Source organism: Candidatus Culexmicrobium sp., assembly GCF_058356305.1.
Genome location: NZ_JBTVBB010000017.1, coordinates 14,434 through 37,590 on the forward strand (window position 1 = coordinate 14,434; position 23,157 = coordinate 37,590).

General features: G+C 35.7%; 25 protein-coding genes, 5 tRNA genes and 1 other RNA gene. 16 read left to right on the forward strand and 15 right to left on the reverse strand.

The features are described from left to right. The first annotated feature begins 24 nt into the window (after positions 1 to 24). Complete coding sequence (locus tag ACW8TM_RS05115; RefSeq protein ID WP_491532300.1) at positions 25 to 372, forward strand: hemerythrin domain-containing protein; 348 nt, start codon at positions 25 to 27, stop codon at positions 370 to 372. Between the two features lie 20 nt (positions 373 to 392). Here the strand turns inward: ACW8TM_RS05115 and ACW8TM_RS05120 are convergent, their stop codons facing one another. After that, positions 393 to 1,061: a class I SAM-dependent methyltransferase gene (locus ACW8TM_RS05120; RefSeq protein ID WP_491532205.1), complete on the reverse strand. Its 669-nt coding sequence runs from the start codon at positions 1,059 to 1,061 to the stop codon at positions 393 to 395. Positions 1,062 to 1,612: 551 nt separating this feature from the next. Between ACW8TM_RS05120 and pheS the strand changes: the two genes are divergently transcribed. The 5 genes from pheS to ACW8TM_RS05145 all read left to right on the forward strand — a co-directional run bounded on the left by pheS (position 1,613) and on the right by ACW8TM_RS05145 (position 8,327). Continuing rightward, on the forward strand, positions 1,613 to 3,121 hold the full coding sequence (gene pheS, locus ACW8TM_RS05125; protein WP_491532301.1) for a phenylalanine--tRNA ligase subunit alpha: 1,509 nt from the start codon (positions 1,613 to 1,615) through the stop codon (positions 3,119 to 3,121). A 1-nt stretch (position 3,122) separates the two neighbouring features. Further along, positions 3,123 to 4,826, forward strand: a complete 1,704-nt coding sequence (gene pheT, locus ACW8TM_RS05130; protein WP_491532206.1) for a phenylalanine--tRNA ligase subunit beta — start codon at positions 3,123 to 3,125, stop codon at positions 4,824 to 4,826. Positions 4,827 to 5,060: 234 nt separating this feature from the next. Next, a complete protein-coding gene (locus tag ACW8TM_RS05135) occupies positions 5,061 to 6,404 on the forward strand; it encodes a radical SAM protein (protein ID WP_491532207.1) in 1,344 nt (447 codons plus the stop codon). Beyond that, positions 6,398 to 7,465, forward strand: coding sequence for an ABC transporter ATP-binding protein (locus ACW8TM_RS05140; RefSeq protein ID WP_491532208.1), 1,068 nt, complete (start codon positions 6,398 to 6,400; stop codon positions 7,463 to 7,465). Before ACW8TM_RS05135 ends, ACW8TM_RS05140 begins: the two co-directional genes overlap by 7 nt. Further along, positions 7,458 to 8,327 (forward strand): ABC transporter permease, encoded by an 870-nt coding sequence (locus tag ACW8TM_RS05145; protein ID WP_491532209.1) that lies wholly within the window; start codon positions 7,458 to 7,460, stop codon positions 8,325 to 8,327. Before ACW8TM_RS05140 ends, ACW8TM_RS05145 begins: the two co-directional genes overlap by 8 nt. A 70-nt stretch (positions 8,328 to 8,397) precedes the next feature. On the opposite strand, the gene ACW8TM_RS05150 is transcribed toward ACW8TM_RS05145, so the two are convergent. From ACW8TM_RS05150 to ACW8TM_RS05160, 3 genes are read right to left on the reverse strand one after another with little or no spacing between them, the layout of a single operon-like run. Next, positions 8,398 to 9,627 carry a molybdopterin molybdotransferase MoeA gene (locus tag ACW8TM_RS05150; RefSeq protein WP_491532210.1) on the reverse strand — a complete coding sequence of 410 codons (1,230 nt, stop codon included), beginning with the start codon at positions 9,625 to 9,627 and terminating at the stop codon, positions 8,398 to 8,400. An 11-nt stretch (positions 9,628 to 9,638) separates the two neighbouring features. After that, complete coding sequence (locus ACW8TM_RS05155; RefSeq protein WP_491532211.1) at positions 9,639 to 10,229, reverse strand: nucleotidyltransferase family protein; 591 nt, start codon at positions 10,227 to 10,229, stop codon at positions 9,639 to 9,641. Further along, positions 10,226 to 11,017 carry an XdhC family protein gene (locus ACW8TM_RS05160; RefSeq protein WP_491532212.1) on the reverse strand — a complete coding sequence of 264 codons (792 nt, stop codon included), beginning with the start codon at positions 11,015 to 11,017 and terminating at the stop codon, positions 10,226 to 10,228. The genes ACW8TM_RS05155 and ACW8TM_RS05160 overlap by 4 nt, the downstream gene beginning before the upstream one ends. Positions 11,018 to 11,137: 120 nt before the next feature. Here ACW8TM_RS05160 and ACW8TM_RS05165 point away from each other — a divergent pair, with 120 nt between their 5' ends. Both ACW8TM_RS05165 and ACW8TM_RS05170 read left to right on the forward strand, forming a co-directional pair. Beyond that, complete coding sequence (locus tag ACW8TM_RS05165) at positions 11,138 to 11,293, forward strand: hypothetical protein (protein WP_491532213.1); 156 nt, start codon at positions 11,138 to 11,140, stop codon at positions 11,291 to 11,293. 116 nt (positions 11,294 to 11,409) lie between these two features. Next, positions 11,410 to 11,484: transfer RNA gene (locus tag ACW8TM_RS05170), tRNA-Thr, on the forward strand. A 59-nt stretch (positions 11,485 to 11,543) separates the two neighbouring features. Here ACW8TM_RS05170 and ACW8TM_RS05175 read toward each other — a convergent pair. The 4 genes from ACW8TM_RS05175 to map all read right to left on the reverse strand — a co-directional run bounded on the left by ACW8TM_RS05175 (position 11,544) and on the right by map (position 14,838). Next, entirely contained in the window at positions 11,544 to 12,935 is a 1,392-nt protein-coding gene (locus ACW8TM_RS05175) for an SLC13 family permease (RefSeq protein WP_491532214.1), read from the reverse strand. 19 nt (positions 12,936 to 12,954) lie between these two features. Continuing rightward, on the reverse strand, positions 12,955 to 13,242 hold the full coding sequence (locus ACW8TM_RS05180; RefSeq protein ID WP_491532215.1) for a hypothetical protein: 288 nt from the start codon (positions 13,240 to 13,242) through the stop codon (positions 12,955 to 12,957). 171 nt (positions 13,243 to 13,413) lie between these two features. Further along, positions 13,414 to 13,851, reverse strand: a complete 438-nt coding sequence (locus ACW8TM_RS05185; protein ID WP_491532216.1) for a hypothetical protein — start codon at positions 13,849 to 13,851, stop codon at positions 13,414 to 13,416. 84 nt (positions 13,852 to 13,935) lie between these two features. Then, positions 13,936 to 14,838, reverse strand: coding sequence for a type II methionyl aminopeptidase (map, locus tag ACW8TM_RS05190; RefSeq protein ID WP_491532217.1), 903 nt, complete (start codon positions 14,836 to 14,838; stop codon positions 13,936 to 13,938). A 70-nt stretch (positions 14,839 to 14,908) separates the two neighbouring features. On the opposite strand from map, the gene ACW8TM_RS05195 reads away from it, so the two are divergent. After that, positions 14,909 to 15,034, forward strand: a tRNA-Ile gene (locus ACW8TM_RS05195). A gap of 128 nt (positions 15,035 to 15,162) precedes the next feature. Here the strand turns inward: ACW8TM_RS05195 and nikR are convergent. Continuing rightward, positions 15,163 to 15,570, reverse strand: coding sequence for a nickel-responsive transcriptional regulator NikR (gene nikR, locus ACW8TM_RS05200; protein WP_491532218.1), 408 nt, complete (start codon positions 15,568 to 15,570; stop codon positions 15,163 to 15,165). A gap of 146 nt (positions 15,571 to 15,716) precedes the next feature. On the opposite strand from nikR, the gene ACW8TM_RS05205 reads away from it, so the two are divergent. Together ACW8TM_RS05205 and ACW8TM_RS05210 are read left to right on the forward strand one after the other, a co-directional pair. Further along, on the forward strand, positions 15,717 to 15,992 hold the full coding sequence (locus ACW8TM_RS05205; RefSeq protein WP_491532219.1) for a hypothetical protein: 276 nt from the start codon (positions 15,717 to 15,719) through the stop codon (positions 15,990 to 15,992). Positions 15,993 to 16,043: 51 nt separating this feature from the next. Continuing rightward, positions 16,044 to 17,408 (forward strand): FAD-binding oxidoreductase, encoded by a 1,365-nt coding sequence (locus ACW8TM_RS05210; RefSeq protein ID WP_491532220.1) that lies wholly within the window; start codon positions 16,044 to 16,046, stop codon positions 17,406 to 17,408. Between the two features lie 135 nt (positions 17,409 to 17,543). Here the strand turns inward: ACW8TM_RS05210 and ACW8TM_RS05215 are convergent. Then, positions 17,544 to 17,620 (reverse strand) — tRNA-Ala (locus ACW8TM_RS05215). Positions 17,621 to 17,770: 150 nt separating this feature from the next. On the opposite strand from ACW8TM_RS05215, the gene ACW8TM_RS05220 reads away from it, so the two are divergent. The 3 genes from ACW8TM_RS05220 to ACW8TM_RS05230 all read left to right on the forward strand — a co-directional run bounded on the left by ACW8TM_RS05220 (position 17,771) and on the right by ACW8TM_RS05230 (position 19,152). After that, positions 17,771 to 18,529: a KaiC domain-containing protein gene (locus ACW8TM_RS05220; protein WP_491532221.1), complete on the forward strand. Its 759-nt coding sequence runs from the start codon at positions 17,771 to 17,773 to the stop codon at positions 18,527 to 18,529. Next, positions 18,526 to 19,008, forward strand: coding sequence for a hypothetical protein (locus ACW8TM_RS05225; RefSeq protein ID WP_491532222.1), 483 nt, complete (start codon positions 18,526 to 18,528; stop codon positions 19,006 to 19,008). Before ACW8TM_RS05220 ends, ACW8TM_RS05225 begins: the two co-directional genes overlap by 4 nt. A 67-nt stretch (positions 19,009 to 19,075) precedes the next feature. Then, positions 19,076 to 19,152, forward strand: a tRNA-Val gene (locus ACW8TM_RS05230). Positions 19,153 to 19,193: 41 nt separating this feature from the next. Here the strand turns inward: ACW8TM_RS05230 and ACW8TM_RS05235 are convergent. From ACW8TM_RS05235 to ACW8TM_RS05250, 4 genes are all read right to left on the reverse strand, one after another. Further along, positions 19,194 to 19,406, reverse strand: coding sequence for a hypothetical protein (locus ACW8TM_RS05235; RefSeq protein ID WP_491532223.1), 213 nt, complete (start codon positions 19,404 to 19,406; stop codon positions 19,194 to 19,196). Positions 19,407 to 19,503: 97 nt separating this feature from the next. Then, positions 19,504 to 19,839, reverse strand: coding sequence for a class I SAM-dependent methyltransferase (locus ACW8TM_RS05240; RefSeq protein ID WP_491532224.1), 336 nt, complete (start codon positions 19,837 to 19,839; stop codon positions 19,504 to 19,506). Positions 19,840 to 20,101: 262 nt separating this feature from the next. Continuing rightward, positions 20,102 to 20,581, reverse strand: coding sequence for a RecB-family nuclease (locus ACW8TM_RS05245; RefSeq protein ID WP_491532225.1), 480 nt, complete (start codon positions 20,579 to 20,581; stop codon positions 20,102 to 20,104). 17 nt (positions 20,582 to 20,598) lie between these two features. Next, positions 20,599 to 21,561, reverse strand: coding sequence for a DNA cytosine methyltransferase (locus ACW8TM_RS05250; RefSeq protein ID WP_491532226.1), 963 nt, complete (start codon positions 21,559 to 21,561; stop codon positions 20,599 to 20,601). A gap of 143 nt (positions 21,562 to 21,704) precedes the next feature. Between ACW8TM_RS05250 and ACW8TM_RS05255 the strand changes: the two genes are divergently transcribed. After that, positions 21,705 to 21,803 (forward strand) — tRNA-Ser (locus tag ACW8TM_RS05255). A 77-nt stretch (positions 21,804 to 21,880) separates the two neighbouring features. After that, positions 21,881 to 22,209: signal recognition particle sRNA (gene ffs, locus ACW8TM_RS05260), an RNA gene on the forward strand. Between the two features lie 8 nt (positions 22,210 to 22,217). Here the strand turns inward: ffs and ACW8TM_RS05265 are convergent. After that, on the reverse strand, positions 22,218 to 23,153 hold the full coding sequence (locus ACW8TM_RS05265) for a TIGR00269 family protein (protein WP_491532227.1): 936 nt from the start codon (positions 23,151 to 23,153) through the stop codon (positions 22,218 to 22,220). Positions 23,154 to 23,157: the final 4 nt, after the last annotated feature.

A 23,157-nucleotide genomic window follows, 5' to 3' on the forward strand; every position in this document is an offset into this window, starting at 1 on the left:
AAACAAGAAACATTCCCTAAAAGAATTAAAGAATTAAGTGAATTAATGAAGAAAAACATCTTAAGGGGAATGAAGAAGTTCCTAGACTTCTTCTTAGAAGCATTCATACCTCATATACAAAAGGAAGAAGAAAATCTATTTCCAATAGCTGAAAAACAATGGTCAAAAAAGGATCTTACAAAAGAATTAGAAAGCGATCATAAAGAAATGATGGAAAAATATAGAATCATAAGAGAGAATTTGACTATGGGAAAAATTAGTTTAAGTGCAAAACTAATAGAAGAACTAACTAAGAAAATTGAAATACATGTGAAAAATGAAAAACCACTATATACACTTCTACTCAAGGAAGTATTAAAAAGAAGTAACTAAATTTACAGTTAAAGTTCAATTTAATACAAATACATTATGAAAAGCTGAGCAGACCTACCAGAACATTCACAGCATATTCCAGGCAACTTTTCAATACAAACATGAGAGAAATATTTCTCTGCACATCCTCTGATAAAAGATAAATTAAAGCCAAGATGTATATCACCCATCTCCTCTCTAAACTCCACAAATGAATGTTCACATAAATCAACAATTATCACCTTCCCACGATCTGTAAGAACACCACTAAAACTTTCAAAAACCCTCTCAACATCTAAACAATGATGTAAAGTAAGAATCGAGAAAATAGCATCAAACTTCCTTGGAAGACTAACATATTTACTTGAAAACTCAATACTTTTAGAAATATTTTCAGCAACACCTATAAAGGGTATAATATTCTCAGACTTCTTCATCAAGACACGTAGCATTGCAGGAGTAATATCCATTGCATAAAAAGAAGCATGGGGTAAGCGACGATAAACTTCATCAACAATTCTAACTGTAAAGAAGCCAGAACCAGCGCCAACATCCAAAATCTTCGAATAACTCGATAATCTAGGTGGTTTAAATAGATACTCCACTATAGCCGCTACAATACGCTTCACACCATCCTCACCAAAATAATTCAAAACAATCTGATCACGTCTCTCAGCTTCCCTTTCAGAAAAATGCTTAATTTGATTCATAATCATTTCCAAATAGGAATAATTCAGCTCTTCCAAAAACTCACGAACATTAACGTTTAATAAATAATCATTAAAAGAAGCCACTTCCATCTCCCACCAATCAAATATTACTTATGCAAATAAAAACGCTATGATTACTTCATGAAGTGTAAAGAAAACTTATTCTAGAAAATTTTAAATTTTAACTCAATGCTTATTTTACATTTCTTCTAACTATTGCTTCAAACCAATTTCCCTTTGCCTTAAAGCATTCCTCCTAGCATCGTCATAACTTTACTCCAAGAATTCTCTAAAAGTTCAGAGGAAAAATAGCTTTGATAAATATTACAAGTAGCACAATATATATACACAAGCTCCAATAAGTCTGAAGGATTCTTCATCCACCATTAATACCACATCCTTAAAATAGAAAGTAACACTTAAAGGTTCCGGAACAACAAGTTAAATGTAATACTTAAAAGCGTAAAAGATTTAACTGAATAAAATCTAATTTAAGCTAAGTTGGGGATGGTGATGAAGCGCCAATTTCCAAAAAACTCCTAGAAGCAATAATATCAGAATTACATCCTAAAGAAAAGCTCGTATTAACTGTACTATCAAAGAGAAAGCAAAGCGTAAAGAAAATTGCCAAAAAGCTAGGAATAAGCGTTGATACGGTTGTTTGGGCCTCTCAAATGCTAAAAAATAGGAGATTTGTAGAACTAGAAGAACTAATACAAACAAAATATCAAATTGGAAGAGAAGGAGAAAAATATCTAGAAAAATGCTTCCCTGAAATCCGACTAATACACAAGCTAAAAAAGGCGGGAGGGCAAGTAGAACTAAGCAAAATAAAGCTAGAAGAAGATGAATTAAAATATGGTGTCAGCTGGGCATTAAAAAGGAAATGGGTTAGAATAGTAAGAAAAGAAGGAAAAATAACATTAATCCTAACAGAAAAAGGATTAAAAGCCTTAGATGAAACCTATAAGCCAATGCAAGTTCTCATGAAGATAAAAAATAAAGAGAAATTATCAGAAGAAGACTTAAGAATAATCAAAGAACTTAAAGGTAGAGGAGACATACTAAGAGAATTAAAAACAAAGATTATGCGAGTAAAACTAACAGATGAAGGAGAAAAAATAGCCAAGGAAATTAAGCCAGAAGAAGAAGTAAGTGAATTAACTAGAGAGTTAATAATTACAGGTAAATGGAAAAAAGTGTTTCTGAGACCCTACAACATTCATGTACCAGTTGCAACACCAATAAGGGGAAGAAAGCATCCATATAGAGAAATAATTGACGAAATAAGAGAACTACTAATAGGTTTAGGATTTGAAGAAGTATCAAGTCCCCCAATAGAAGTAAACTTTTGGAATTGTGACGCATTATTCATGCCATCAGATCATCCAGCTAGAGGAATCCATGACATATTCTACATAAAAGACTTAAAAATTAGACAAGTCGCTAAAGAGGAAATCTGGAACAACGTAAAGAAAACACATGAAAATGGATGGATAACCAGCTCAACTGGATGGGGACACTGGGATCCAAAGCTAGCATTAAGACTAATATTAAGAAGTCAAACAACCGCAGTCTCCGCAAGATATCTATCAACATTAACAGAGAAAGACCTACCAAAGAAAATGTTCACAATAGACAAAAACTATAGACCGGACAAAATAGACTCCACGCACCTACCAGAATTCAATCAATGTGAAGGAATAGTTGTTGGAGAAAGCGTAAACCTCAGACACCTAATAGGATTCATTAAAACAATAGCTGAAGCCTTTGGAATAAAAGAGGTTAAATTCCAGCCAGCCTTCTTCCCCTTCACCGAGCCAAGTGTAGTAGGCTACATAAAGCATCCAAAGCTAGGATGGATGGAAGCACTACCAGGAGGAATCTTTAGACCAGAAGTAGTACTACCACTAGGAATAAAAGTTCCAGTACTAGCATGGGGACTAGGCATAGATAGACTTGCCATGGTTGCATTAGACATAGAAGACATCAGAATGCTATTAACACATGACTTAAACTGGCTTAGAAATAAACCTATACCCTCAATATGGAGGTGGTAAAATGCCAACCCTCACCATAGACCTAAAAGAACTGATGCAAATGACGAAAATAGCAGATCTAAACAGCATTATAAATGCGATAACACAATTTAAAGGAGAAGTAAAGGAAATAACGGAAGATGAAATAACAGTAGAACTAGAACCAGATAGACCAGACCTACTAAGTGTTGAAGGACTAGCAAGAGCATTAAAGGGATACTTTGAAATCGAAACAGGACTACACAAAGCATCAACAATTCAACTTAAAAAATCAAACTTAACAGTAAAAGTGGTTAATGCAAAAGTCAGACCATACATAGCATGCGCAATAGTTAGAAATCTAGATCTAGACGACAGAGCAGTTAGAAGTCTAATGCGAATGCAGGAAGCACTCCACCTAACCATAGGAAGAAATCGAAGAAAAGTAGCCATAGGATTCCACGACCTAAACGCAATCAAACCACCAATAATATACACAGAAGCAGATGCAACCACAGAAATTATACCACTCGACATGCCAATACCAATGACGCTGGAAGAAGTGTTAATAAATCATCCAAAGGGAATAGAATACAAACACCTAGTCCAAGAGGGATACCCAGTATATATAGATGAAAAAGGAGTATTCAGTTTCCCACCAATAATAAATAGTGAAAGAACAAGAGTAACAGAAAATACAGAAAACCTATTCATAGAGCTAACTGGAATTGACAGTAAAGCAGTAAATCAAACACTAAACATAATAATATTCAACCTAATAGACAGAGGAGGAGAAATAGAAACAGTAAACATAGAATACGTTGATGAAAACAAAGTAGAAGTAACACCAAACCTAATGCCAAGAAAAATGAAGTTAAAGATAAAGGAAATATTAAACCTAATAGGAATTAAGATAAATGCCAATCAAATAGCCAAGTTACTAGAAAAAATGAGATATGGCGTTACAGACATAATTAACAATGAAGAAATTGAAATTCTAATACCACCCTACAGAGTAGACGTCCTACACAAAGTTGACGTAATAGAAGATGTAGCAATAGCATATGGATATGATAAATTAACCCCAGAAATACCCAGCATAGTGACAGTCGGAAAGCCATCAAAAATGGAGATCATTGAAGCAAAAATAAGGCAATCCCTAATAGGCCTAGGATTCCAAGAAATCTTAACATTCACCCTATCAAGCAGCAAACTCCAAACAAAACAAATGAACATAAAAGAAATGAAACTAGTAGAAATTGAAAACCCAATAACATCAGAATTAAACGTTTATAGAAGATGGATACTTCCACACCTAATGAAATTCCTATCACTAAACAAACATGTAAGCTATCCACAAAAAATATTTGAAATAGGCTATGTAGCCATACCACACGGAGAGGAAGTAATAACCTTAAGAAATACAGCAATAGCAATAGCATCAGCAAAGACAACCTTCGCTGAAATCCAAGGAGTACTACAAGCATTCACACTAGACTTAGGATTAAACATAAAGTTGGAGAGAAGAGAGCATCCATCCTTCATAACTGGTAGAACAGCAGCCATAATAGTTAACAATGAAACAATAGGAATAATAGGTGAAATACACCCACAAGTTCTAAACAATTTCGAAATAGAAGTACCAGTAGTAGCAATGGAAATAACACACTACAAACCCGAATATCCAAACAGCAATAAAAAACCATTAACAATAAGAAATGGAATAAAGGCAGAATGGCTTAGCTGAATTAAAACATGACGTAAAGTCGAGTTTATAATTTTAACCTATCTTTCTTAATTTTAACGATATATATATTACTTTTTGAAATATAAATTAATGGAATATTATAACTTCCATAGGAGGTGTCTAAATGGAAGTTATAATATTAAAACAGAAAAATGTAAATCCATATTTGTGTTGCATTATAAATTGTGGCAAATTCTGTTCACCTGTTAGTGACAGAGATTAATGTGAATAGAAATGTCATCACATCTCAAAAAATCAATTTTTACTCTTCTGATACCCTTATCCGAAAAATGGTGGATACTATATAATACTCTCAATGGTGCTATTGCACTAATTGACAACGAGCTAAAGAAATGTTTAGAAAGTAACATTTCAGCAATTCCTGAACACATTATTAACACATTTAAAGAAGAAGAATTCCTCGTTAATTGTAATCTAGATGAGCTGAAATATTATCAATACTTATTTAGCAAATCTAGATATACCTCCAATGTGTTAAGCTTTGTAATATTGACAACTTACGATTGTAACTTTTCATGTATTTACTGTTATGAAAAGCATGGGAACGTAATAGCTCCCATTTATATGGACATTAAAACAGCTAAGGATATTGCAGGATATATTGAAAAAAAGGCAAAGATAACAAGACCTGAAAAACTCAGTATTGCTTTCTATGGTGGTGAGCCATTATTAAATATAAAAGCTGGCATAGTAATCTTGAAAAGACTTAAGAGTTTTTGTTTAAAAAATAATATAAAATTAAGTATTGGGTTGATTACTAATGGATCTCTAATGAATAGAGTGATCATAAGAACGTTATATGAGTATAACCTTGAAAGGATACAAATTTCCATTGATGGGACAAGAGAAATGTATAATAAGAGAAGACCATTTAAAAATGGTAAAGGATCCTTCGACAAAATAATGGAAAATATTTTTGATGTAGTTGAGATACTTCCTCCTAAAACTATAATAATAAGAGTAAATATAGATAAAATGAACTACGCCAATTTCCCTGCTTTCTTGGACTATTTAGAAAGTGTTGGGTTAAAGAACAAAGTGAAACTTGGAATAGGTATCCCAAGAGGTGTCTTTCCATATTGTACAAAAATGCAATTTAGTGATGAAGAAATTACTGATAGAGTGTTCAATTTATGGAAAATCGCTATTAAAAAAGGCTTTGCATACCACTTGGAACCGCAACCTGTACTGTGTACAGCTATGCAAGAAAATTCGCAAATTATAGATCCATGTGGCGAAATCTATAAGTGTTGGGCATTCGTAGGCTTGAAAAAATTTGCAGTAGGAAATATATATGCAAATAAATACAAACCGATTTACTACAATTTTCTCACAAGAATGCAACAGATTCCTGCTAAATGTTGGAAGTGTAACATTTTGCCTTACTGTAATGGTGGTTGCTTATATGAAGCGTACTATGTAACGAAAAATCCTTTTAATATTATTTGTGGCAAAACGTTTAGCAGAGGCTCTTTAGAAAAAATTGTTAAACTTTATGTAATTAGTAGATTTAAGAACATCTTAAAAGAAAAAGGGATTACGGTGGAAAATTGCTAAGGAAGAATGACATATGCATTATAACCAAGAATTTGACAAGAGTGTATACTGTTCTTGGTGCAGGATTTTATGATCCTGGAGCTTTTTATGAAGCTACTGGTGCAAGATTTATTTATGAAGTTTTCATGCGATTGTCGGTAAAGAAGAAGACTATTTATGCTTTGAAGGGTGTTTCCATTACTGTGAAGAGAGGTGAATTTGTATGTCTATTAGGGCCGAATGGCTCTGGTAAGACTACTCTAATTAAAATTCTAGCTGGCATTATACCGCCTAGTAGTGGAAGAGCTGAAATTATGGGGTATGACGTAGAGAGAAATAGAAAAGAAGCTATGAAGAATATTACATATATTCCATCTTTATTGGGTACTATTGCATGGGCTCAACCTAGATTAACTGTACGACAGAATCTTAAAGTTATGGCTAGGCTCTTCCAGTTTCCCATTAAAGATGTTTTAGATATGACTGAGAAGCTTGAAATCAAGGATATATTAGATAGACCATTTGGTGCACTTTCAACAGGGCAACAAGCTAGAGTTGGACTATTAATTGGAATTCTTAAGAGGGCACCAGTCTATCTATTAGATGAACCTACAATGGGTCTAAGTCCTGAGGCTGCAAGATTCATACGGAATTACATTTCAGATTTAAACAGAAAATTCAAAATAACCATTCTTTATGCAACACATCACCCCATAGAAGCTCAAGATATAGCTAGTAGAGTTATCATTTTACATCGAGGCAAAGTAATTGCAGATGATACACCAAAAACTTTAATTCAGAATAGCAATGTAGAGGAGTCAATAACCCTTAAAATCCATAGAGCCTACTTCAACTTAAAAAGCATTCTAAATGGTATTGAAGTAAAATACTTTAACATTAAACCCTTAAGGAGAGAGATAGGTGAATATGAGATTACCCTAGGGGTTAAGGATAGCGATATCGTCTTGCCCAAAATCTTAGAAAAATTAATTTCTAGAGGCATTAAAATTGACAGGCTAAATGTAAGAAGAGCAAACTTAGAGGATGCATACCTATATTATATTGGTGGTAAACATGATTAATCTTTCACGTTTACAAGAAAAAATTAAATTAAACTTAAAGTACATCATGACATTTTACTATGAAGAATCAACAAAAGTAATTGCTTGGTGGCTTTGGAATATTCCATTTCAATTTTTCCAAATATTATTCTCACTTCTACTATTCAAGTACTATGCATTAGCCCTCAAGGGTTCCAGCTCTCTGTTTAGGACAGACTACATGGCCTATATAATCTCAGGCTTAATGCTAAATACATATATGAATGCCTCGATGGACATCTACTATGTCTCCATGGCAGCATTATATTATGGCCGTGTAATTGGCTTCGGAGGATTAAGCCTCTCAAGAAAAGACTACCTGCAGATGGCTGGAATATCCCCCTACATATTTATTTTCGCCAGGTCTAGCTGGAGATATCTGATGGAAACTATAATGTTCATAATGTACATTATAATAGGAGTATACTTCTTTGGAATTAAAGCATTAATGAATTTTAGTTTGAACATTATCATAGTGATATTGTTAAGCATAGTGGCATGTAGTGGAATAGGTCTAATATCCGCTTCCATGTACTGGCTTGCAGGTGCATATAGAGGAATAGAACCAATTGTATGGTTTATAAGAATTCTTGTTCCACTGACCTGCGGAGTTTATGTTCCAAGGGAAGTTCTCCCCCAAGAGTTAAGAGTTATAGGAGATATTTTACCTCAAACTTACGCTGTAAACGCTATGAGAAACATTCTATTGAATCAAGCTGGTCTAGATGAAGTTTCAAGTTACTTATTGACGTTAATTCTCCAAAGCATAATATTAATACCCATAGGTATGTTGTTACTAAAGTTCTCTCTCACCTTAGAAAGGAAAAGAGCAACAGCATATTAAAACCTAATTGGCTATGAAAATGTAACATTATTCAGTAAATTGAATTTAGGTTAGACAGTCACGTTCATATTTAGAAAAGTATGACATCTACAACTTCACCATTTCTTATATAATGTTTAAAGGGTGGAAGTATGGTGAAGCCATTAGATTTAACTAGGACATTCATATGCATTGAAGGCCCAGTAACAAAGCGAATTAATGGTAGATCGTTAAATCTTGAAAACCTAACGAAGAATACACGCTCAAAGGGAAGCATAAATTCAGCGTTTAAATCTTCTGAAAACTTGGCTTTCAATTTAAATATTAATTGAGAATTAATTCTGCCAAGCTTCTTAATGATTGGAATACCAATAGTGTAGAAGCCGACAACCATTGACTGACATAGACCAGGCAACATTAAAACAGGTTTTCCATCAACAACTGCAAAGCTTGTTTGTCGACCGGGCACACGCTTCAGGCCTCTTAAAACAATCTTAGAACTACTTAGAGATAGAATAGCATTAGGAACAAGATCTTTAACACCCCTCGAACATCCACCGATAGTCATTAAACAATCATTATCCCTTAATCCCATGCTTATTGCATCCATAATCTCAATCTTATCATCCCTCACAACACCAAGATTAGAAGGACAACCACAGTATCGCCTAACTAAATAATAAAGCATTAATGCATGACTTGTATAGCTTTTATAAGTCAGTTCATCACCAGTAGATAGGATTCCAATTTTAGGTTTAACATAAACCCTAACCTTACTTAAGCCGAGGAAAGATAATAAGCCGATATCAAATGCTCTCAATACATGGCCAGATTTAAATAGAAATTCACCTTCCCTTAGATCACTTCCCCTAAAGATAATGTGATCGCCAATATTAGGAGTATAGCGAACTTCAATTAAATCCTCATTAATTAACCTTACAGCTTCAATGGGTACAATGGCATTAGTATTCCTAGGGATAAATGCACCTGTTGATACATAGCATGCTTCACCAGGCTTAATCTCAGGAATATCCTCATCTCCAGGGAAAAGTTTGCCAACAACTTTTAAGCGAACAGGATTATTAGGAGAGGCATTAATTAAATCTCTATGATTCACAGCATACCCATCAAAATGTGAAACATCATAGGGAGGAATATCACCTTCAACTACAATGTCTTCAGCTAAAACTTCATTAAAAGCCTTCTCTACAGGTATGACCTTAGTTTTCCTTGGAGGAGCTTCAAAAGAGCTTAGAACAATGTTAATTGCATCATCAGCAGATATGTAGCGAAAATCCCCCCTTGACAAGTCAAATTTCACCTTCCCCAAGACTAAGTTAATAACCCCTCTATACGGTTTAAATCGTCGGGGGAATCAATGTCAATTAAGACGCCAACATTATTAGTATCAACTAAGACAATCTCATTCTCATGTCGATGGAGAATAGATTTTAATCCCATCGTCTCTTCATCAATATTCATCAACTCTGGAAAAATCCTTTGGCTAAAAAGAACTGGATGGCCACGCCTCCCCCCATAAGAAGCTATGACGATAGGGGAATTAGTTTTCCTATAAGTTTCAATAACTAAATCTATATCACTACTTTTAATTAAGGGATAATCGCCGGGAAGGATAACAACAGCTTCAGCATTCTTAGGAACAGCTCCGAGGCCAACCTTAACTGATGAACTCATTCCAAGATAATACCAGTTATTAACAACAATTTTACATGGAAGATCCTTAATCACCTGCTCTATAAGTTCAGCCTCGAAACCCAGAACAACAATAACTTCATCCACCATTGAATTTAAAGCGGCAGTAACTACTCTCTTAATCATTGGAACGCCGAGAATTGGAAATAATAACTTATTTCTACCAAATCTCCTAGATTCACCTGCAGCTAAAATTATAAGTGAAATCAACTCCCCCTACTCCTATAAACCTTAATTATCTCAGCAATAATGCTAACTGCTATTTCCTCTGGAGTTTCAGCATTAATATCAATTCCAATTGGTGCATGAAGAGAATTAAGGGAATCAACGGAAAAACCTTCATCCATCAACTTACTCTTAAAACTATCAATTTTACCCCTACTACCAATCAATCCAACATATCTTAAATTTAATCTAAGCGCTCTTCTCAAAGCATTATAATCACGATCAATATCACCATAGATAATAACTAGGAAGTCATCCTTCCTAAAATTGAAGTCATTGAAAAATTCATTTACAGATTTAACATAAATTTCACTTGCCCTTGGAAATCTTTCTCTATTAGCTATATCACCTTTATCATCAACTACAATAGTCTCAAAACCAATAATATGAGCAAATTCAACTAAAGGCTTAGCAATATGCCCAGCACCCAAGACTATCAATCTAGGCTTTGGCTCAATAACATCAATGAAAACTGAAAGTCTCCCACCGCAAATTAAGCCAGTCAAAATATCACCCTTCCTAAAATCACCAAAAGAAAATGATTTCACACGAGACCTCTTCAATCTTATAGCCCTTAACGCCTCATCAATCAGTAATCTCTCAAAAACACCTCCACCAATAGTTCCATAAACTTTACCATCCTCACATACAATCATCTTAGCACCTACATTTCTAGGAGCAGAACCCTCCTTAGCAATAATAGTACAAAGAGCAATAATCCTACCACACCTCAACAAGTCTATAGCAACACTCAGCAACTCTAAATCCGACATAATCTACACTAGACTATGATAACCAGTAATATTAAATAAATCAAACGCATACACCATAATTAAGCTAATAAATACTAAGAAACTATAATTAAGTGAAACAAATAGACAAGGTGTGAAGTCATGGTTAAATGCCCCATATGTGGTGTAGAAATAAGTGACGAAAAACTAACTAAATGTGAAATGTGCTTTGTAAGAGTATGTCCAAACTGTATAACAGAAAGAGAAGGCCAGGAAGTATGTGTAAGATGCGCTAGATTCATGGACCTAGTAGGATGACAGAGAACAGCCAAAGAACAAGTAAATCAAACTTATTTCTCTCAAAAAGTAAATGAAATCTACAACTCCAAATAAAGTTAAACTCAAATACCATAAAAACGTTAATAAAATAAAGAGCCCCGGTAGCTCAGTCGGGTTAGAGCGCTGCCTTGGTAAGGCAGTGGTCGCGGGTTCAAATCCCGCCCGGGGCTTCATCTAAACTTTATTCTCCATCCATTGAGGCAATTTATAACATCAGTCTTTACATATACTAGGAAAGTAGAGGCCACAAAATTATCGCCAAAACTATAGTGAATAAGCACCCAAATATGTCAAGTAATGTTCCCGCCTTTATCATCTCTCGCATTTTCACCTTTCCAGTACTATAGGCTATGGCGTTTGGTGGTGTTCCTACTGGAAGCATGAAGTCTAGACTTGAACATATTGCAACTAAAACTGCGAGAATTACGGGATTCATACCTGTCTCAAGGGCAACTGAAATGGCTATCGGAATGAAAATACTTGCACTTGCAGTATTACTTGCTATTATACTGAAGATTAAGGCTGAAAAGCCGAAGAGAAAAATAGTTATTGCCCCTGAATCTATTAATGCAGCTTCAAGCAAAATCTTCGCAAACCAATCCGTTAAGCCAGAAGCCTCCAGACCAGCACCTAAACTTAAACCTCCGCCAAATAATAGTAAAGTATTCCAACTCACCTTCGGTAAGTCATGCTCGTCTAATAAGCCTATCAAGAAAAGAATGATGGAGACGAAAAGAGCCACCATACTCGAGGACAAGCCATGACCCTTCCAACCAATTATAGTAACTAAGGGTTCAGGGAGATCCTCTGTAAGCCACATTGCCACTGCGAAGAAGAAAATGATTAATGTCAGTTTCTGTTTCTTATTTAGTGGCTTACAATATTTTTCTTGTTTAAACCGAAATTCTTGAATTTTAACCGGAAAAATTGTAAAAAGTAGAAGCCAGATCAGAAATATGAGGAGAAGAGTTACTGGTAAGCCATACATGAACCATTCTAGAAATCCAAGCTGATAACCAACAGTTTTCCTCAGGAAACCAGCCGCCAAGACATTTGGTGCTGTCCCAATCAATGTTGCTATTCCACCAGCAGTCGCAGAGTAAGCTATTGAAAGAACCATTATTTTAGAGAAATTCCCTTTTTCATCTTTAACGCTAGCTATGAGTCTAAGGGCAATAGTAATCATTAGAGCAGTACTAGCAGTATTGCTTATCCACATCGATAAGAATGCAGTCGCAAGCATCTGTCCTAGAACAACTATTTTCAGTCTCGAGTCAAACAACCGAACAATTCTATAAGCGAAATACTCGTCTAAATCATACTTCTCAAGAGCTATAGCTAAAAGAAAACCACCTAAAAGCAAGACAACAACAGGATCAAAGAAAGATTTCAAAGCACCACTAAATGACTGTATTCCAAGTAAGGGCTGAGAAAAAGCTATTAGAAACGAAGTAGCAACTAAGGGAACAGCTTCAGTAATCCAAAGAGACGCAGCCATAAGAAAAATTAAGAGACCGTAACGCAACCTCCCCTCAAGCTCGCTGGTTAAAAAATAAACAATCAAAAGAAAAAGAGTAATAACAACTAGAAGCACAGCCCTTCTCTTAAGATTTAAACTCAAATTATTCATCCTCTAAACTCTACTCATATAACTCCTCAAGAGAAATAAGCTTCACTCCATATTGATCACAAAGCTTCTTCAACATATTCTCAAAGGCAAAACGATCCTCTACATCAACCGTAACATACAAAACTCCAAGAGAGGGATACCGTTTAGCAACAGCCTTACGAAAAGGTGGTACAATAATTGAAGAACTAAAATCAGCTCTAAGCTTAGACTCAGACAAACAACTGCCAAGCTTTAGAATAAAGTTTTTCTCAATAATATCGCCGCGAATAACAATCTCAAGAGTAACAATCTTCCCCAAAACAGTCACCATCAAAATTATGATGAAAGTCAATTTAAATTTTACATATTCACCCATCCTAAAATTTTCCATGCCAACTACAATGTAACAATAAACCCTTAAAGTGGTTCATGGGATTGATCTCTATGGCAAGGATCGCCTTGATACAATCTGAACTGGATAAAATAAAGTCTATATGGAGTACTTCTCTAATACCCTCTTTCTTCTCCTTCCCCTGATAGCTTGAATTCTACACATTATCTCGCGGTATGTCAAGTAGATTCTACGTAATTTAGATATGTTCCAGCGATAGATGTGTGGATTGGTATTTACTCCTGTGATATTCGTCTCGTTCATGTCGAGAGCTATCCACTCATTTGGATTAGTCAGATCGATAGTCTTCCTAAACGGTATTAAGACATGTCTCTCATTTACTATTATCTCCTCAACCTTAAATTCACCTTTCCTCCAAGCATCAATAAACCTCTGTTGATAATCACCTATCACAAGTCTTAATTCGATATATCTTCTTGGTGCTGTCGTGATGATAACCTTACTACCCCTAATCGAAACATGGTCAAACCATATCTTCAGGAAGGAATCACATGAAATCCGAGGAGTTAAGGACAATATATGTTCAGTATTCCCAAACCTCAATAGATAACAAGTTTGTATAACAAAAACCATAATAAGACGGACAGATATGGAATGAAATTAACTACCAGTAACAATCATAGCGCTATCCTTAAGGACAATAATAGTATGCTCAGCTTGAGAAACCATTCCTCCACCTGCATCTCTTAACACTGGATATGAATGTAAAGCCCCCCTATCCACCATCCTTCTAAGAAGAAGCTTTACCATAGAAGGAGGAACAAAGTTAACAAGCCATCTCTCACAGAAGGGTAAACTTCTAAACTTAGACCTAATCTTCCTCAAAATCCTTTTTTCAAAAGAACTCTCAAAACCCTTCATCTTAGAAAAACTGTAAATGTAGGCTTCACGAGTATCTTCAACATATCCAGCACCATCTGTAGCGAAGGGCTCAATTGCATAAACCTCACCCTCCAAGAAAACTTCATCATAACTACTTGAGACATTCGGAATACTTTTACCACCATGAAGAAGATATCTCTTCATCAAATGACCAGACAAGTTACGAATAGGCTTAAAACCAAAACTCTTAATAGTACGCTCAATAATCCTTGAAACTTGTCTAATATACACTCCAGGCTTAATGGCCTCAACAGCCCTCTCAAGAGCAGCCTTGGAGGCCTCCACCAAATCAGTAAAATTAGAATTAAAACAAAAGGTCACAGCAGCATCAGCAATATATCCATCAACATGAACGCCAACATCAACTTTAACCAGGGAATCCTCAGGTATAATAGAAGAATCATTCAAAGGAGAAGTATAATGAGCAGCAACATCATTAATTGAAACATTACAAGGAAAAGCAGGTTTACCACCTAAATCAATAATATAGCCCTCAAGCTTTTCACAAATATCAATAACTGGAACACCAGGCTTCACAATACTGGAAGCATACCTTAAAATTGAAGAAACAATACTACCAGCTCTAACAATAAAGTCAAACTCATCATCAGCAACACCCATACCCACACCATTAAAATTTTAAGTAAAAGAAAACTTTAAACCTATTGAGAAGAAATAAACTAATGTATCAGGGCCCGTAGCTCAGCTCGGTAAGAGCACTCGGCTGATATGGAGTTAGAATAAATAGAGAAAATCCATGGCAACCACAACTCCTATAGAGACCGAGGGGTCGGGGGTTCAAATCCCCCCGGGCCCATCAAACAAGTAAATTCCTTAGCAACCGATATTCAAAGTTCAAATTAATTTAACAACAAAATTATAGGATGACAATGGAAAGTAAGTCATTTCACACTAACATTTCTTAATAGATGAGTTTCACGACATTTAAACTGCAACCACTGCAATCTTTAATTGCTTCACTCCTCTAATATTAGTCAACTTATATGCTAATTTCTTAATAGATTTAGCTTCTCCCTTAACAGCTATAATCTCTAAGCAATTTCTCTCATCCAAATGTATGTGCATTGTAGAAGTAATAATATTGGTAAAATCATGTTGAACATCGGTTAACATATCCTCTAAACCTTTAACAGTATGATCATAAAGTAAAATTATAGCACCAGTACAAGTTCCCTCTATATCCCTGGTCCATCTATATTCACTAAGCAAATTACGCATCGCAACTTGAATAGCCTTAGACCTATCTCTGAAACCCATATACTTCAAATTTTTATCAAAATCCTTAAGCAACTCTCTTGGAACAGAAACACCAAACCTAACAATCTTCACCATACACAACACCACAAAGTCAAATTAAATTACCCAAACTCCACTGTACAAATATTTCTAGCAATCTAAACATTAAATTTATCATACAAGCTGGGAAAGTGTTAACGTTACCATTATAAGTAACACTAATCTACTTTTCATGAGATAAAATGTCAGGAATATTAGAGAAAGAAGTTAGGAAAATGGAAGTAAGAATAAATAATCTAACAGAGGAAAGCAAGATACTAATGAAAGACTTAGAAGAACTTAAAGAACAAATCATCCAACTCCACCGAAAACCACAACGAGAATTAAGGATAAAAATGGCGGAGAAAATCAGAGACATAATAAATAGTCTTGGAAGAATTGAACATATATTCAGCCATATACTAGAGTCATATGGAGAGATATTAGTAGTACTAGAGAAGGAACTAAATAAACAGTAAAATTTCCTAAATTAAAAGTCAGTACAGAGTAAAACGTGAGGGGCGGTCTACTTGACCATAAATAAAGCAATACTTGAATTAAGGGAAATTTTCGAATCAAGATTAATAATCCAGGAAGACATGTTAAAACCATACATGGAGGATGAATCATACTTAAAAGCAAAGCCAATAGCAGCAGTAATCCCAGAAAATGTAGAGGAAATAGAAGAAACAGTAAGAATTGCAGTAAAATATAAAGTTCCACTAACAGCTAGAGGGGCAGGTACATCACTAAGCGGTGGAGCAGTACCAGTAGAAAATGGAATAGTTATAGACTTTAGAAGAATGAATAAAATTCTAAAAATATATCCAGAAGACATGCAAGTTCTCGTTGAACCAGGAATGATATATGATGACTTAAATGCACATCTAGCAAAATACAACTTATTCCTTCCACCCAACCCCTCCACAGGCGATCAATGCACAATTGGAGGAATGGTAGCTGAAAATGCAGCCGGACCAAGAAGCTTCAAATATGGAACAATGAGAAACTGGGTTCTAGGACTAGAAGTAATAACATCAGCAATAGGCAAAATATGGATTGGATCTAGAACAAAAAAGTGGGTTTCAGGATACGATCTAGTTAGATTATTCATTGGAAGTGAAGGAACCCTAGGCCTAATAACAAAAATCCTATTAAAACTAGCACCCATACCTGAAAAAAGAATTGGAATAATAATCCCATTCAATAACATTGAAGAAGCAGGAAAAGCAATAGTCAACCTAACAAGAAGTACAATCAACATCTCAGCACTAGAAATAATCGACTACTTAACCATGGAAGCAATAAACAAAGTACATCAAGCAGAATTCCCCCTAACTGAAGCTGCCATCCTAATGGAGATTGAAGGAAAAACAGAGGAAATAAACCTAGAACTAGAAAAACTAGCACAAACAATAGAAAAATTCAAAATAGAAAAACCAGGACCACTAGTCTTCTTCAATGCAAATGAAATGTGGAACAAACGAAAACTAGCAGGAGAATCCCTTGAAACAATATATGGTGGAAGAGTAGATGAAGACATAGTAGTACCCATATCAAAACTACCAAGTCTAATAAAGGAAATAAAAAGAATCTCCAAACAGCATGACATACCAATAGCAGTATTCGGCCATGCAGGAGACGGACATCTACACCCATGCATACTAATAGAAAAAAGCAGAGCATGGAAACCAGAAATAAATAAAATAAAAGAAGAAGTATTCAAAGCAGCAATAAGGCTAGAAGGATCACTAAGCGGGGAACATGGCATAGGATTAGCCAAAAAACCATACCTACACCTAGAACACAGCAAAGAAACACTTGAAATATTCAAACTAATAAAAAATACGTTAGACCCATACAATATAATGAACCCAGGAAAAAAGATAATCTAAACAATTTCACAGAGTCTTAGCTGAGAAAAGTCATCACTCGTTAAAGAGAAAAGAAATGATAAGTGAAAATGTCAGGAAATCTTCCTCTTTAAGGGATTAAAAGAGCTTGATTCAGACTTAACTTGAAGTTTAAAATGGTGGACCGGGCGGGATTTGAACCCGCGACCCCCTGCGTGCGAGGCAGGTGCTCTTCCAGGCTGAGCTACCGGCCCACAGACAATAATTACAAATTAACCCTTATAGACTTATCCAATTTAAATTAACATTAAAAGAAATTATTTCAACTTTATTGCGATAAACTTAATTTATAATATAACACTTTATTTAAAGAGCAAAATAAAATCATTTTAGAAGGTGTAAACATGCCAGTAGAAAGAGTAAAAACAGGAATACCAGGCATGGATGAAATACTACATGGAGGAATACCTAGAAGAAATGTAGTTCTACTCTCAGGAGGGCCAGGAACAGGTAAAAGCATATTCGGCCAACAATTCCTATACAATGGATTATTAAGAGGTGAACCAGGTGTCCTAGTAGCCCTAGAAGAACACCCAGTACAAGTGAGAGTAAACATGTCGCAATTTGGATGGAATATTAGAAAATTCGAGGAAGAAGGATTAATGGCAGTGGTAGATGCATTTACTGGAGGAATCGGAGAAGCCGCAAAAAGAGAAAAATATGTAGTACCAGCACCAGATGATTTTACATCACTTGTAGATGTTGTAAGAAGAGCTATAAGAGACGTTAAGGCTGAGAGAGCAGTAATAGACTCAGTTACAACACTATATATAACAAAGCCAGCAATTGCTCGAGGAGTAGTAATGCAACTAAAAAAGGTGTTAGCTGGATTGGGATGTACATCCATATTAGTTTCACAGGTAAGCGTAACTGAAAGAGGATTTGGCGGACCAGGAGTAGAACATGCAGCTGACGGCATAATAAGACTAGATCTAGACGAAATAAATGGAAGACTATTTAGAAGTCTAATTGTATGGAAAATGAGGGGAACCTCCCACTCAATGACTAGACATCCATTTGATATAACTGATAAAGGAATAATTGTTTATCCTAAAAAGACATTAAGTTTAGGTAGAAGAGTAGTAAAGGAGGAAATAAGATGAGTGAAATAACGGTTAATCTAAACCCAATAGGAAGAGAGGAAATACATAGACTAGAAGCAGCCCTACTAATCGGAACATTATTCAGGTCAGAAGTATTAGAAATGCTAAGAGAATCAGGGGAAAGACTAACATGGGTTGACTCATTAGCAGTAGCTGCAGGAGCAATAGCAAGAGAAAGAGCGAAAATGACTATACCGAGAATAGCAGAAGAACTAGGAAGAAGTGAAGCCACAATAAGAAACCACCTAACAGGAAAAACAAAAGCTGGACAACTAGTAAGAGAAACCCTCCAAAAATTCATTAAAGAAGGAGTAAAAATGGAAATGCCAACAATACCGATAGAGGGAATAGAAGAAATGAAGAAGAAAATAGAGGAACTAGAAGACAAAATAAAACAGAAAGAGAAAGAAAACAAGCAATTAAAAGAAAAAATAGAGAAAGTAAAGTCAACACTCACCCAACTAATAGAAAAACTATAAACCCCCACTACTTTTTATGTCAAGCGAAATATTAAATTGACAATTTAGAACATAGATTATGTGGAGAGGGCGGGTCGTCTAGCTGGCTAGGATGCCGCCCTGACGCGGCGGAGGTCCTGGGTTCGAATCCCAGCCCGCCCACCAAAACTATTTAAAGAATAATTAGTAGCTCACTAGGATTTAGATCATAAAGTCCTAAATTCAATACAGCAAAAACTATGCTTTGAATCATAGCCCTCAATCATATAATCAATTTTAGGTCCAAGTGTAGAAGCTATCTTCCCAACTTTAAATCCAAGTTTAGTAATTAAGTTTAATATTTCATTTAAACTATAAAACTTAGCTTTAGAATAGAATTTATGTTCTTTAATAGCTTTTTCAATATACTTTCTACCCAATAGACTGTCTTTAGGAATAAAAGCTACAATTAACCTTCCATCCTTCCATTTTTCCTTAAAATTCCTTTAGCTTCAATTATAGCTTTGTCAACTTCAACTAAAAACATAGGGTCAATATAAAATATACTTCATCAAAAACTTTATTTTTAACTGGAAGATAACTTGTATCTGCAAGAATAACATTAACACCTCTCTCCTTAGCTTTTAAAAGCAATTTTAAAGATATATCCACACCAAAATGGATGTCTAATTTAGATGCAAATCTACCACTATCAACACCAATTTCAATTGCTAAACCCTGTTCTCGGAAACTACTTAGCGCATTTGATTCAGCCATATAAGCCAATTTATTCTCAGCTACATCATACCATTTATCATAATTTTCAGCATATTTTTCAAATAATTCCCTTATGCTTTTCTTTTTATAACTCATAATTTCACATGCCAATTCATTTTAATTAAACTATTATATAAACACAGAACAAGCTAACATCTACTTTTACCATCCATAAATTACTCACTAACAAGTGAATCTTAATTGGCAATTACAATGTTATAGTTTAAATAGCCATACGCATCTACTTTAAACACTTCAATATGGCAAAATCCATCAACTACAATTTATTGCAACTCCGATAATCATGTAAATGTAGTATCAGCTTTCACCTTCATTAATATTGGAATTAGACCTACAATTAACTATGAAAAGAACATTTATGGTATATCAAGTATAAGACTATTGTCATGGCACCAATAGAGCTAACTTCTCCAGGTAAGTCAATGTAGAAAGTTTCTCCTAATGAGAGTTCTCTTGAACTTAATCCAGGCTCTAAACCGCCAAAAATTATCATAATTAATCTTCCCCGACTTATATCCTCAATTATTTTTTCTGGATCAAACAAGTTTTTCGCGTATGGTTTAGGAGCATATAAAAACACTTTATCAGGTTTCAGCAGTTCTATTGCATCTTGAATATCTGGAACACATAACAATCTTTTACCTAGCCTCATGGCAATCTTATTTGCTTCAGGTACACCTGATTGAGCAGCAGTTCCAATAGCCTTTGAAATTACCAATGTACTATAACCGAGACCATAGCATATTTTAGCAGTTTCAATAACTCGTTGAACAGACTGTACATTGTGTAATACAACAATAACATTCTGCATCATCATAATCAATCCATCCACAATTAATGATTTTCTAGGTAACTCTTAACACTTTTCGCGATAGCTCTAGCCAAAGGTACTGGAACAGCTTCACCAACTTGATTAAACTGAACGTCACGACCACCATAAAAGACATGATCATCAGGGAAGCCCATTAATCTAGCTTGCTCCCTGACAGTTAGAAGACGATTTTCAAAGGGATGGATAAACCTTGAATTACCGAGAACTGTAGGGGCAAGTTTATACGGATGTAAACGAATCCAATTAGAATAAAAACGGCCACCAGAACCACTAAAATAGAAAAGTGCTTGATTCCACTTTAACCTCGCAATTTTCCTAAGCTTAGAAGGAGATAAAGGAACTGGTTGATGATTTGGAACATCATGGAAACCATATGGATCAGGTAAATCACTAATGGCCTTAATAACTGGAATTCTAACTCTTAAAGATACAGGATGAAGAGGAATATTTGAAATGAAAACTCTCCTCCTCCTAGAAGGCGTCCCATAATTTTCAGCTCTTAAAATATTAAAGTAAACTTCTGGAAAACCAGCTCTAGCAAACTCATACTTTAAGTAATACTTTAATTCACCATTCAAAATACTAGGAACATTCTCCATAACAAAGACTTTAGGCTGTAAGTCTCCAACAATCCTTATAAAATGCAGAACAAGCCGTCCAATAGGATCACTATATAGTCTATCAATAGGATTCTTTCTCCTCTTTATATTCAATGAAGTAAAGGGTTCACAAGGCGGGCCACCAATCACAACATCAGGAGAAAAACCAACTAAGTCAAGAATATCCCTCGAATGAACCCTCTTAATATCCTCAACAATCAATAAAGCCTCTGGAAAATTTTCAGCATAAGTCTTAGCCACAGGCTTAAAATTCTCAATGGCAGCTACAATTCTAAAGCCAGCATCCCTAAAACCCCTTGAAAAGCCACCTGCACCAGCAAACAAGTCAATCACAGTATATCCCATTCCGCCCTCTCCCTAAACACCAAACAACACCAGTTCCACAAAATCATAATACAAACATAAATTAAAATATAACACAAAGAATGTGAAGTAAGATATTAGTGAAAGGAAAATTTTATCACCAAATAATTCCCTTTAAATATTGAGCCGGGGTCGCCTAGCCTGGTTAGGGCGTCGGCTTGCTATATATGATGCAGAAAGCCGATGGCCGAAAGGCCGCGCGGGTTCGAATCCCGCCCCCGGCGTAAATCCCATCAAATCCAATTTCTATTTAAAATCAAGCCATAAAATTTAAACCTCACCTTTCAAAGAAAACTATGGGGCGGCGGCTAGGTGGGGGGCTCGGCCTCCCCTTGCAGGGAAAAACCCTGCACCGCAAACGGTCGATATGGCGGGCCGAAAGCTGATGCGAGGCGCCTTGAATGACCACAGACCCCAATGACTCGGCGATGAAGCCTCGTCCCATGGGGTCGCCGGAGGATGATAGACCCTTCGGAGGAAGGGTCGAATCATCCTTGCCAGGCGAATTGGGTTAGGCCAGGAATGGAGCGGCCCTAAGCCTGGACGGCGGCGTTCATGGGGGTGCGGGGCTTAGACCGACATTGGGTGATCTGGGGTCGGGATGGGCGTCCAGCATCAGCATGCCGCCGCCCCTCTATTTAGATGCTTAGCAAGCCAAGCTCCTCTAATAACTCACAAGCTCTACATACATCCTTAACTGAGGGTTCACCACAATACTTACAAGTCTTTAACTCAAGAGAAGGCGTTGAGTTTAATAAGAGATTTGAAATCTTCTCAAAAAATGAAAATACTGAAAATTTCACTCCAGGATGCTTCCACTCAAGTTCATTTATAAATAATCTAAATTCATTTCTAAGAGAAGTTTGAGCATAAGGACAATCAACAGTATAAAATTCAATCCCCTTAAAATATGCATATAAGGCCATTTCAGCCTCAGGAATGAAACGCATGGGCTTAATTCTAGGAATGAAGCCTGGATGCTTAACAGACTCTAAAGATAAAACTCTAATTAAACGATTAACGTCGCCTCTAACAATATTCATAAATATGGTTTGAACCTCATCATCCAAATTATGGGCAGTAGCGATTTTAGTAACCCCGAGCTCCTTACCCTTAACATTTAAAAGCTTCCTCCTCAAGACACCGCAAAAAGTACATGCATGATAGGGAAAACTCTTCTTCTCAGCAACCTCAACAATCTCAATTAAAGAATAACCGTAGAAATCCTTAAAGGAGAAAACTCTATGGGGAATGCCAAGCAAATCTGCATGCTTACTCGCAATCTTAAATCCAACCTCCCTATAACCAGGAATACCCTCATCAATAGTCACAGCAATAAGAGAAGCTTCAGGAAACTCACTTTCAATTCTAGCCATAATATGCATCATAACAATACTATCCTTACCACCAGAGACAGCAAGAAGAGTATAGTCATTCCTCTTCAAAAGCTTATACTTCCCTATAGTCCACCTAACCTTATTCTCAATAGACTTCAAAAAGCATCTACGACAAAGCCTAAGACCAGAAAACCTACGCAAATAAACAGCTGAACCACCACACAAACTACACTTCAAATCA